Origin of the sequence: Mycolicibacterium chitae, assembly GCF_900637205.1 — a bacterium.
In the GTDB taxonomy this organism is placed as follows: domain Bacteria; phylum Actinomycetota; class Actinomycetes; order Mycobacteriales; family Mycobacteriaceae; genus Mycobacterium; species Mycobacterium chitae.
The window spans coordinates 5,433,881-5,443,776 of record NZ_LR134355.1; the positions used below are offsets into that span (position 1 = coordinate 5,433,881).

At 71.8% G+C, this 9,896-nt stretch carries 12 protein-coding genes; 8 read left to right on the forward strand and 4 right to left on the reverse strand.

Annotation, left to right across the window (positions count from 1 at the left end; translation table 11 throughout):
- Positions 1–58: 58 nt before the first annotated feature.
- Genes EL338_RS25900 through purU form a run of 3 tightly spaced genes read left to right on the forward strand, consistent with a single transcriptional unit; the run spans position 59 to position 2,317 of the window.
- Positions 59–1,024 carry an LpqN/LpqT family lipoprotein gene (locus EL338_RS25900; RefSeq protein ID WP_126336536.1) on the forward strand — a complete coding sequence of 322 codons (966 nt, stop codon included), beginning with the start codon at positions 59–61 and terminating at the stop codon, positions 1,022–1,024.
- Between the two features lie 35 nt (positions 1,025–1,059).
- Complete coding sequence (locus EL338_RS25905) at positions 1,060–1,413, forward strand: hypothetical protein (RefSeq protein ID WP_126336538.1); 354 nt, start codon at positions 1,060–1,062, stop codon at positions 1,411–1,413.
- Positions 1,414–1,423: 10 nt separating this feature from the next.
- Positions 1,424–2,317, forward strand: coding sequence for a formyltetrahydrofolate deformylase (purU, locus tag EL338_RS25910; protein WP_126336540.1), 894 nt, complete (start codon positions 1,424–1,426; stop codon positions 2,315–2,317).
- Positions 2,318–2,326: 9 nt separating this feature from the next.
- On the opposite strand, the gene EL338_RS25915 is transcribed toward purU, so the two are convergent.
- Entirely contained in the window at positions 2,327–2,815 is a 489-nt protein-coding gene (locus EL338_RS25915; protein ID WP_179967141.1) for an Rv2240c family protein, read from the reverse strand.
- Positions 2,816–3,121: 306 nt separating this feature from the next.
- Between EL338_RS25915 and EL338_RS25920 the strand changes: the two genes are divergently transcribed.
- Genes EL338_RS25920 through EL338_RS25930 form a run of 3 tightly spaced genes read left to right on the forward strand, consistent with a single transcriptional unit; the run spans position 3,122 to position 5,001 of the window.
- A complete protein-coding gene (locus EL338_RS25920; RefSeq protein WP_126336542.1) occupies positions 3,122–3,817 on the forward strand; it encodes an MspA family porin in 696 nt (231 codons plus the stop codon).
- A 16-nt stretch (positions 3,818–3,833) separates the two neighbouring features.
- Complete coding sequence (locus EL338_RS25925; RefSeq protein ID WP_235666306.1) at positions 3,834–4,511, forward strand: MspA family porin; 678 nt, start codon at positions 3,834–3,836, stop codon at positions 4,509–4,511.
- A 1-nt stretch (position 4,512) separates the two neighbouring features.
- Positions 4,513–5,001 (forward strand): hypothetical protein, encoded by a 489-nt coding sequence (locus EL338_RS25930; RefSeq protein ID WP_126336545.1) that lies wholly within the window; start codon positions 4,513–4,515, stop codon positions 4,999–5,001.
- Positions 5,002–5,004: 3 nt separating this feature from the next.
- Here the strand turns inward: EL338_RS25930 and EL338_RS25935 are convergent, their stop codons facing one another.
- Positions 5,005–5,610: a YqgE/AlgH family protein gene (locus EL338_RS25935; protein ID WP_126336547.1), complete on the reverse strand. Its 606-nt coding sequence runs from the start codon at positions 5,608–5,610 to the stop codon at positions 5,005–5,007.
- A gap of 138 nt (positions 5,611–5,748) precedes the next feature.
- On the opposite strand from EL338_RS25935, the gene EL338_RS25940 reads away from it, so the two are divergent.
- Both EL338_RS25940 and EL338_RS25945 read left to right on the forward strand, forming a co-directional pair.
- Positions 5,749–7,026: an MFS transporter gene (locus EL338_RS25940; RefSeq protein WP_126336549.1), complete on the forward strand. Its 1,278-nt coding sequence runs from the start codon at positions 5,749–5,751 to the stop codon at positions 7,024–7,026.
- Between the two features lie 4 nt (positions 7,027–7,030).
- Complete coding sequence (locus EL338_RS25945) at positions 7,031–7,816, forward strand: TIGR03084 family metal-binding protein (RefSeq protein WP_126336551.1); 786 nt, start codon at positions 7,031–7,033, stop codon at positions 7,814–7,816.
- A gap of 62 nt (positions 7,817–7,878) precedes the next feature.
- On the opposite strand, the gene EL338_RS25950 is transcribed toward EL338_RS25945, so the two are convergent.
- Positions 7,879–8,382, reverse strand: a complete 504-nt coding sequence (locus EL338_RS25950) for a pullulanase (RefSeq protein WP_126336553.1) — start codon at positions 8,380–8,382, stop codon at positions 7,879–7,881.
- A gap of 7 nt (positions 8,383–8,389) precedes the next feature.
- Complete coding sequence (locus EL338_RS25955) at positions 8,390–9,880, reverse strand: CCA tRNA nucleotidyltransferase (protein WP_126336555.1); 1,491 nt, start codon at positions 9,878–9,880, stop codon at positions 8,390–8,392.
- Positions 9,881–9,896: the final 16 nt, after the last annotated feature.

Consider the following 9,896-nt stretch of genomic DNA (forward strand, 5'->3'; position numbering starts at 1 on the left):
CGCCCCGAAATCGGATCGCGGAAGTCGGTTTCCGCCCACCTGGAAGGACGCGAAGACTATGTTCTCCAAGGCCCGAAGCTGGCGCGTTGTGGCAGGTGGGGCGGCCGCCGGCGTTGCGTGCGTGGTGGGTTTCGTCGGCTCCACGACCGCCGCGGCCGACCCGGTGCTGCCCGCGCCACCGGCCCCCGTCCCGGCGCCGGTCACGGTCACCCAGACCGTCACCGCCGCACCCGTCGCCGCCGGCACCGCGCCATCGGCCGCAGCCGTGCCCCAAGCCGTGCCCCAGCAGGCCGTGCCCCACCAACCGGCCGCCCTGCTGGCCGCCCCGGCGGTCCCGACGCTGGCCCCGGCCACCTCCGGGACGCTGCGCGAGTACTTCGCCGACAAGGGCGTGGCCCTCGAAGCGCAGGATCCGCGCGTGTTCGAGGCGCTGCACATCACCTTGCCGATGCCGCCGGGCTGGACGCAGGTGCCCGACCCCAACGTCCCCGACGCGTACGTGGTGATCGCCGACCGCGCCAGCGGCGGCCTGTACACCTCGAACGCGCAGGTGGTGATCTACCGGCTGGTCGGCGAGTTCGACCCGAAGGAAGCGATCACCCACGGCTACGTCGACAGCCAGCAGTTGCCGGCCTGGCAGTCCACCGACGCGTCGCTGGCCGACTTCGGCGGCTTCCCGTCCGCGCTGATCGAGGGCACCTACACGGAGAACGAGTTGCCGCTGAACACCTCGCGCCGGCACGTCATCGCCAAGGCCGGGGCCGACCACTACCTGGTGTCGCTGGCGGTGACCACCTCGGTGAGCCAGGCCGTGGCCACCGCGGACGCCACCGATGCGATCGTCAACGGCTTCCGCGTCACCGACCCGGCCACGCCGACGGCCCTGCCTGTCGCGCCGGCGCCCGCGACGCCCGGCGACCCGGCTGCCGTCGCGCCCGCCCCGGCTGCCGCACCGGCACCGGTGGCGCCGGCCGTCCCCGCGGCCGCGCCGGTCCTGCCCGGGGTGCCCGCACCCACCGGATAGCGGTGAACGGCGGCCACCTCGTTAAGGTGGCCCCTATGTTGATCGCCGGAGTGCTGTGCCTGTGCGCGGCCCTTGCCTCGGCGGGATTCGGACTCTGGACGCTGACCCGACCCCCCGCCGACGACCTGTCCGCGCAGGTCCGACGCGCCCTGGCGCCCACCCAGTTGGCGGCCGCGGTGATGTTGGCCGCCGGCGGCGCCGTCGCGCTGGCCGGCCACGGTGCGACGACGCTGGTGGTGCTGATCGTCTGCGTGCTCGGCGCCATCGGAACGATTGCCGCCGGGTCGTGGCAGGGCGCCCGCTTCGTGGTCGCGAACGCCGCCGCGGCCCCGCCGCAAACCGACGACTGCGCCGGCAGCTGCGCGTCCTGCGCGCTGTCCTGCCACTGAGCGGCCCGCCATGACCTCGGAGAGTTTCCCCTCGGCCACCACGCTGCCGGCCAAGGACATCGGTCGGCTGCTGCTGCGCTGCGCGGACCGCCCTGGCCTGGTGGCCGCCATCAGCGGGTTCCTGTCCGACGCCGGGGCCAACATCATCTCGCTGGATCAGCATTCGACCACGCAGACCGGCGGCACGTTCATGCAGCGCACCATCTTCCACATGCCCGGCCTGGCCGCCGCCCGCGACGAGCTCGAGCGCGAGTTCGCCGCGCGGGTCGCCGACCAGTTCGCGATGGACTTTCGCCTCACCGAGGCCGCCAAGCCCAAGCGCGTCGCCATCCTCGCCTCCCGCGAGGACCACTGCCTGCTGGACCTGTTGTGGCGCAACCGCCGCGGCGAGCTGGACATGTCGGTGGCGATGGTGATCTCCAACCATTCCGACCTGGCCGATCAGGTCCGCCCGTTCGGGGTGCCGTTCCTGCATGTGCCCGCGCACAAGGACATTCGGGCCGAGGCCGAGGCGCGCCAGCTCGACCTACTGCGCGGCAACGTCGACCTGGTGGTGCTCGCGCGCTACATGCAGATCCTGTCCGGTGCGTTCCTCACCGAGGTCGGCTGCCCGCTGATCAACATTCACCACTCGTTCCTGCCCGCCTTTGTCGGCGAGGCCCCCTACCGCAAGGCCCGGGAACGCGGCGTGAAGCTGGTGGGCGCCACCGCGCATTACGTCACCGAGGAACTCGACGAGGGCCCCATCATCGAACAGGACGTCGTGCGGGTGGACCACCGGCACACCGTCGACGACCTGCGGCGCCTCGGCGCCGACGTCGAGCGCGTGGTGCTCTCCCGCGCCGTGCTGTGGCACTGCGAGGACCGCATTGTGCAGCACGGCAATCAGACGATCGTCCTCTGAGGCCCTGGATCAGGCCGATGTGCCGGCCTGCGCGCAGGCCATCTGGACGTCGTGGGTGTCGGTGTTGACCTGAGCGGCCGCGTTGTCGATTCGTTCGCTGCCGCTGCGCACCCCCATCAACAGCAGCAGCTTGGTGGCGTGCAGCGACCAGGACCGCATCGGGTCGGCGATCTGCGGCTGCAACCCCGGGGTGCCCGCCGCGTCCAGCGCCACCCCGGCCGCCTGCCGCAGCGCGGTCCGGCCGACGGTGTTGTTGCTGCGGACCGTCGGATCCGCGAAGTCCAGGCGCGCATCGCCGAAGGCGACCGAATCCGCGAAGTCGGAGTAGTTCGTCGCCGCGTAGTCCAGGGCCTGGGCGAACTGCTGACAGGCGATCACGGCCGGTCCGCCCCCCGGCGCCGCCGGGGCCTCGTCGGCGGCGGCAACAGCAGCAAACGCCGGCCCCAGGCCGACGGCGATGACGGTCGCCGGGATCGCGGTCCGGAATCTGAATTGCATCGTGTTGTCCCCCTATGAGATTGAGCATTTTCGGACACGCCGTTGATTCTCCCCCGGCGTCGCCGAGTAATGAGATTCCCACAGCCTCGCCCTCCACCTCGCTTTCGCTCCCCGCAATTCCACTCAGTAGCAAGCGCATTGGGCGGACCGCCGAACTGTGATCTAGTGCTCGCCAACAAGGCATCCGCCGAAACCGCTACCGAATCTCGCCCCGACCGCGACTCGCGTCCCACCTGACGCCTGTCAAAACCGGCTGCGCCGCAACGGTTCCGCGTTTGCGTCACGAACCGAAAGGAGCACCGCAGCATGGTGATTCGACTCGCCGTCCTGACCGCTGCCTGCGTGCTGGTGCCCATCGCGGTGGGAGCGCCGGCGCTGGCCGAACCCGAGCCGCCCGGCCCGCCCGTCACCCCGGTCGCCAACGCCACCCCCGTGCCCGACGGGCCCGTCCCGTCGGCCCCACCGGGCGTGCTGGAGACCCCCGATGGGTGGACGCTGACGGTGTTCGGCAAGGACGAATCCATGACGCCGGTCCCCGCGCTGACCGGCGCGCCGACGTCGCGCGAATACATCGTCAGCGGGACGTTCACCGGCGCAGTGACCGGTACGAACATCACCAGCCTGACCGGCGGCACGCTCGAGGCCGGCTATCAGATCGGCTGCGGCATCATCCAGGATTCCATCGAGCCGATCATCAACGCCGGCATCGCGCCCGGCTTCGCCCTGCCGTTCCTCGGGGAGGGCGGGATCTTCCCGCTGGTCCTCGGCGCCCAGGCAAGCGTCAACACCAAGATCGCGCTGCGCCCCGGCACGGTCACCACCGTCCCGGTGGGCAAGAAGGCCTTCAAGGGCACCGTCCCGCGGATCTCCATCACGGGCCTGCGGATCAAGTTCGACAGCTGCGCCGGCCAGTCCTTCATCCGGTCCTACGCCACCTTCGGGGCCGCCACCGACAACACCAACGACGTCATCACATACACGGGGGTGACCAAAATTGTTTGATCCCAACCACTTACGCGTGCGCCTTGCCGCGGCGCTGGCCCTCGTCCCGATCGCGCTGGCGCCGTCGGCGGCTGCCGAACCGCCGCCCCCCGCCGATCCGCTGGTACAACCGGTGGCCGACGTCGGGCCGCCCCCGGACACCGGCGTCGTCGCCTCGGAGGCACCCGTCGTCGCGCAGACCCCGGACGGCCGCACCCTGACCGTCGCCGCCAGGGACGAGACCCAGTTGCCGATCGCGCCACTGACCACCGCCTTGTCGTCGCGGGCCTGGCTGGTCGGCGCCACCTTCACCGGCGAGGTCACCGGCGACGTCAACGGCGGGACGCTCGAGGTCGGCTACCAGATCGGGTGCGGCATCCTGCTGGACAAGGGCGTCAAGCTGACCGGTTCGGTGGGCGTCGCCTTCGGCGGGTTCGGCATCGCGACCCCGCAGGGCGACTTCGCCGACGGCGTCGTGGGCTTCCCGATCAACGGCGGCGTCGAGGTGTTCCCCCGCCCCGGCGAGGTCACCAACGTCCCGGTGGACAAGAAGTCGTTCAAGGGCACGAGCACGCGAGTCACCGTCAAGGACATCCAGATCAAGGTCGACGGCTGTGTCGGCGCCTCGTCGCTGCGGTCGTATGCGATCTTGACCAGTTCCGACACCGATACCGACGACATCGTCGCCTACTACGGCATCCCGAAGGTGTTCTGAGATGAGGCACTGGAGGACACGCGCGGCGGTGGCCGGTCTGCTCGCGCTCGCGGCGACGACCCTCGGCGCGACCACCGCGGCCGCCGAACCGCCTCCCCCGCCGCCGGATCCGGTGCCGGCCCCGGTCCCCGCGCCGCAGCCGAGCCTTCCGGAGCAGCTGGCCTCGACACCGCTGGACGAGCTTGTGCTGGGCCAACATTCGGTGCCGTCGGCGCCGGGCGGCCAGCCCGCCGCTCCCCCGGGCCTCGAGATCGTCAACGGCGGTCAGTTCATGGACCCGCTGAACTTCCGGAAGCCGAAGCCCGACCAACCCCCGCACCTGTCGCCGTATGTCCTGGGCCCCGGCGACCCGCACGCGCCCGGCCGGATCAACAGCGCGCGGGGCATCCACGCCTACTGGCACTCGATGTTCGGCAAGCTCCCCGTCGAACGTCTCGCCGAACCGCTGCCGGGGACCGCGCCGCCCGGGCCCGTCCCGCCGCCGGGCTGAGCCTCAGTTGCGGCTGGTGTCGATCGGGTGGGTCGCCAGCATCGCCAACGGCATCGGCTGACGGCGCAGGATCCGCGACCACAGATCCACCTTCGGCTCCACCAGCACATCAGAGGGCAACGCGGACAACACGATCCAGTCGTCGCGCTCGATCTCGCCCTCGAGCTGACCGATGGTCCACCCGGAGTAGCCGGCGAAGATCCGCACGCCCTCGAGCACCGGGGCCAGTTCGTCGGGGTCGGCGTCGAGGTCCACCATGACGATGCGGCCCGACACGTGCCGCAGGCCGGGCACCTCCTCGGCGTCCGCCCCCACTCGCAGCGTGCCCAGGCACAGCGCGGCGTCCCGCTTGACGGGGCCGCCGACGAACATCGTCTTGGGTTTGGTGGTCAGCTTGGCCCACTGCGGCAACACGTTGTAGACCGCCATCTCGCTGGGCCGGTTCAGGATGACGCCCAGCGTCCCGCCGTCGTTGTGTTCCACCACGTAGATCACGCTGCGCCGGAAGGTCGGCTCCAACAGATCGGTGTTGGCCAACAGCAGCGTCCCGGCACGCACCCGCTGCGCCGCGGGTGCGACGAAGTCCTCCGGGTCCTCGGGCTGAGCCATCCATCCATCATGGCACCCCCGCCGCCGGCTGTGGCCATCAAGCGCCGGACCGCTGGATATTTGTAGGGTGAGACTGCGCCGATCCGTCCCGTCGCCCGCGCCTGCGGTCGGTAGCACCACCGCAAGGGAGTGGCCCCTGTGAACAATCCGCGCCTCTCGCTGGCCGGTTGGCGTTCCGTGCGGGCCCTCCCGGACTTCCGGCGGCTGCTCGAACTGCGCATCGTCAGCCAGTTCGGCGACGGCCTGTTCTCGGCGGGGCTGGCCGGCGCGCTGCTGTTCAACCCCGAACGCGCCGCCAATCCGTGGGCGATCGCCGGGGCGTTCGCGGTGCTGTTCCTGCCCTACTCGCTGCTGGGCCCGTTCGCCGGCGCGCTGCTGGACCGCTGGGACCGACGGCTGGTCCTCGTGGGCGCCAACTCCGGTCGGCTGGTGCTGATCCTCGGCGTCGGGCTGTTGTTGGCCACCCACTCCAGCGATCTGGCGGTGCTGTGCGGGGCGCTGCTGGTCAACGGCTTCACCCGGTTCGTCGGCTCCGGCCTGTCGGCCGCCCTGCCGCACGTCGTGCCGCGCGAACAGGTGGTGTCGATGAACTCGGTGGCCATCGCGACGGGTGCGGTCGCCACGTTCCTGGGCGCCAACTTCATGCTGGTGCCGCGCCGGCTGATCGGCGCCGACGACGCCGGCGCCGCGGCCATCATCTTCATGGTCGCGATCCCGGTGACGATCGCGCTGCTACTCGCGCTGCGGTTCCCGACCCGGGTCCTCGGTCCCGACGACAGCGCCCGCGCCGTGCACGGGTCGGTGCTCTACGCCGTGGCCACCGGGTGGATGCACGGCGCGCGCACCGTACTGGCCGTGCCGGCGGTCACCGCGACGCTGGCCGGGTTGGCGGTGCACCGGATGGCGTTCGGCATCAACACGCTGCTGGTGCTGGTCATCGTGCGGCACACCGACGTCCCGACCGTCGGCGTCGCGGGGTTGGGCACCGCGGTGCTGTTCGTGGCCGCGACCGGGACCGGATCCTTCCTGGCCACCGTCCTGACTCCGGCCGCGGTGCACCGGTGGGGCCGCTACGCGACGGCCAACGGCGCGCTGGGTGCCGCGGCGCTGGTGCAACTGGCGGGCGCGACGCTGCACCTGCCGGTGATGGTGCTGTGCGGTTTCGTCCTCGGCGGGCTGGGTCAGGTGGTCAAGTTGTGTGCCGACAGCGCAATGCAACTCGACGTCGAGGACGCGCTGCGCGGGCACGTGTTCGCCGTGCAGGACTCGCTGTTCTGGGTGTCGTTCATCGCCGCGATCACCGCCGCGGCCGCCGTCATCCCCCCGGACGGGCAGGCGCCGCTGCTGGCCGTCGTCGGCTCCGCGCTGTATCTGATCGGCTTAGGGGTGCACGCGGCCGTCGGGCGGTTACGGTGAGCCCATGGGCGCAGCCGGTCCGATCGTCGACGACCTCGTCGCGGAGAGCGCGGAGCTCGACGCGCTCGTCGCCGGACTGACCGAAGCGCAGTGGCGCACGCCGACCCCCGCGCCGGGCTGGAGCATCGCGCATCAGATCGGGCACCTGCTGTGGACCGACCGCGTCGCGCTGATCTCGGTGACCGACGAGGCCGGCTTCGCCGATGTGCTGGGCACCGCGGCCGCCGACCCCACCGGCTTCGTCGACGCCGCGGCGGCCGAACTCGCCGCCGCTCCGCCCGAGCGGCTGCTCGCCGACTGGCGCACCACCCGCACCCGGCTGCACGAGGCGCTGCGCACCGTGGCCGACGGCCGCAAGCTGGTGTGGTTCGGCCCGCCGATGAGCGCGGCGTCGATGGCCACCGCGCGGCTCATGGAGACCTGGGCGCACGGTCTCGACGTCGCCGATGCGCTCGGGGTACGGCGCGCGCCCACCGCCCGGCTCCGGTCGATCGCGCACATCGGCGTGCGGACCCGCGACTTCGCCTACACCGTGCACGGCCAAACCCCGCCGGAGGCACCGTTTCACGTGGAACTACGCGCGCCCGACGGGGACGTGTGGACGTGGGGCCCGCCGGATGCGGCGCAGCGGATCACCGGCTCGGCGGCCGACTTCTGCGCGCTGGTCACGCAGCGGCGGCCGCTGCGCGAGCTCGACGTGGTCGCCCGCGGCGCCGACGCCGAGCATTGGCTGACGATCGCGCAGGCGTTCGCGGGGCCGCCCGGCAAAGGTCGCGCCGCCGAGAAGTAGCTTTCTGACACCCCGTCCTGGGGAAATGCGTACGGCAGCTACTTCTCGGCGCCAGAGGCGGGTCAGAGCGCCCCGGCGTCCTCGGCGGCACCGTCGCCGTCGGCGTCCACCAGCTTGAGATCCATCCGGCCGTCCCCGTCGAGGTCGACGAAGCCGACCGACCCGTCCTCGGCGATCACCCGGTCCGCCAGGCCGTCGCCGTCGCTGTCGAACAGCCGGTCGTCGGCCGCGCCGTCGGCGTCGAAATCGACCAACGGCCCGCCGGACTGCTCCACCCCGTCCAGCGCGTACCACCGCAGCGCGGACCCCGATCCCGGGGCGGCCGCGGCCAGCGCCCAGGTGCCGGAGCCGTCGTCGGTGAACCACGCGGGCTCGGCGGCGAAGTCCAGCACGGCGTGGTCGGCCAGCCCGTCGTCGTCGAGATCGAGCAGCGCGTCGTCGCGCAGGCCGTCGTCGTCCAGATCCACCCCGACCGCGTCCAGCACGCCGTCGCCGTCGGTGTCGACATCCGGTTGGGCACTCCACATCGATGCGGTGCCGTCCCCGGCACCCAAGCAGTAATCCATACCGGGATCAGACGGTCGAACCGCCCTCGGCGTTCCACCATTTCAACAATTCGGCCTCGGCCTCGTCGCGGTCCAGCGGACCGCGCTCCATCCGCAGCTCCTTGAGGAAGTTCCAGGCGCGCCCGACCTGCGGGCCGGCCGGGATGCCCAGCAGCTGCATGATCTCGTTGCCGTCGAGGTCCGGACGGACCCGCGCCAAGTCCTCCTTGGCGGCCAGTTCGGCGATGCGCTGCTCGAGGTCGTCGTAGTTGGCCTGCAGCCGCGCGGCGCGCCGCTTGTTGCGGGTCGTGCAGTCCGCGCGGACCAGCCGGTGCAGCCGGCTCAGCAGCGGGCCGGCGTCGGTGACGTAGCGGCGCACCGCCGAGTCGGTCCAGCGCCCGTCGCCGTAGCCGTGGAACCGCAGGTGCAGGTACACCAGCTGGGATACGTCGTCGACCATCTGCTTGGAGTACTTCAACGCCCGCATCCGCTTGCGGGCCATCTTCGCCCCGACCACCTCGTGGTGGTGGAAGCTCACGCCGCCGCCCTCTTCGTGGCGCCGCGTCGCGGGCTTGCCGATGTCGTGCAGCAGCGCGGCCCAGCGCAGCACCAGATCCGGCTCACCGGCCTCGAGGTCGATCGCCTGGCGCAGCACCGTCAGCGAATGCTGGTAGACGTCCTTGTGCTGATGGTGTTCGTCGATGGCCATCCGCATGGCGCCGATCTCCGGCAGCACCTGCTCGCCCATCCCGGTCTCGACCATCAGGTCGATGCCGGCCACCGGGTCGGCCCCCAGCAGCAGCTTGTCGAGTTCGGCGGCGATCCGCTCGGCGGTGATCCGGCCCAGCTCCGGGGCCATCTGCTCGATGGCCGCGCGCACCCGCGGCGCCACGGTGAAACCCAGCTGGGACACGAACCGGGCGGCGCGCAGCATGCGCAGCGGGTCGTCGCCGAAGGACACCTCCGGCGCCGACGGCGTATCGAGCGTCCGGGCGCGCAGCGCGGCGAGCCCGTTCAGCGGGTCGACGAACTCGCCGATGCCGCCCGGCGCGGCCGGGTCGATCCGCACCGCCATCGCGTTGACGGTGAAGTCCCGCCGGATCAGGTCGTCGTCGAGGCGTTCGCCGAACCGCACCTGCGGGTTGCGCGACACCCGGTCGTAGGTATCGGCCCGGAACGTGGTGATCTCCACCCGGTGCCCCTGCCGCGCGGCGCCCACCGTGCCGAAGTCGATGCCGGTGTCCCACATCCCGTCGGCCCACGGCCGCAGGATGCGCTGCACGGCCTCGGGATGCGCGTCGGTGGTGAAATCCAGGTCGACGCCCAGCCGGCCCAGCAGCGCGTCGCGGACGCTGCCGCCCACCAAGTAGAGCTCGTGGCCGGCGTCGGTGAACAGCGCGCCCACTTCGCGCAGCGGCTCGGCGTGCCGCTGCAGGGCCACCACGGCGCGCGCCAACAACGCGGCGTCATCCTCGGCGAGAGGATCGGCGGCGGCGCTGCGCGGACGGGGCTCGGACACGTTCGGTGAGCCTAAT

Bases quoted from the DNA above. Each gene is read 5' to 3' on its own strand.
- EL338_RS25920 (WP_126336542.1), top strand. From the start codon at position 3,122: ATGGTGATTCGACTCGCCGTCCTGACCGCTGCCTGCGTGCTGGTGCCC.
- purU (WP_126336540.1), top strand. From the start codon at position 1,424: ATGACCTCGGAGAGTTTCCCCTCGGCCACCACGCTGCCGGCCAAGGAC.
- EL338_RS25945 (WP_126336551.1), top strand. From the start codon at position 7,031: ATGGGCGCAGCCGGTCCGATCGTCGACGACCTCGTCGCGGAGAGCGCG.
- EL338_RS25915 (WP_179967141.1), bottom strand. From the start codon at position 2,815: ATGCAATTCAGATTCCGGACCGCGATCCCGGCGACCGTCATCGCCGTC.
- EL338_RS25935 (WP_126336547.1), bottom strand. From the start codon at position 5,610: ATGGCTCAGCCCGAGGACCCGGAGGACTTCGTCGCACCCGCGGCGCAG.
- EL338_RS25905 (WP_126336538.1), top strand. From the start codon at position 1,060: ATGTTGATCGCCGGAGTGCTGTGCCTGTGCGCGGCCCTTGCCTCGGCG.
- EL338_RS25950 (WP_126336553.1), bottom strand. From the start codon at position 8,382: ATGGATTACTGCTTGGGTGCCGGGGACGGCACCGCATCGATGTGGAGT.
- EL338_RS25900 (WP_126336536.1), top strand. From the start codon at position 59: ATGTTCTCCAAGGCCCGAAGCTGGCGCGTTGTGGCAGGTGGGGCGGCC.
- EL338_RS25930 (WP_126336545.1), top strand. From the start codon at position 4,513: ATGAGGCACTGGAGGACACGCGCGGCGGTGGCCGGTCTGCTCGCGCTC.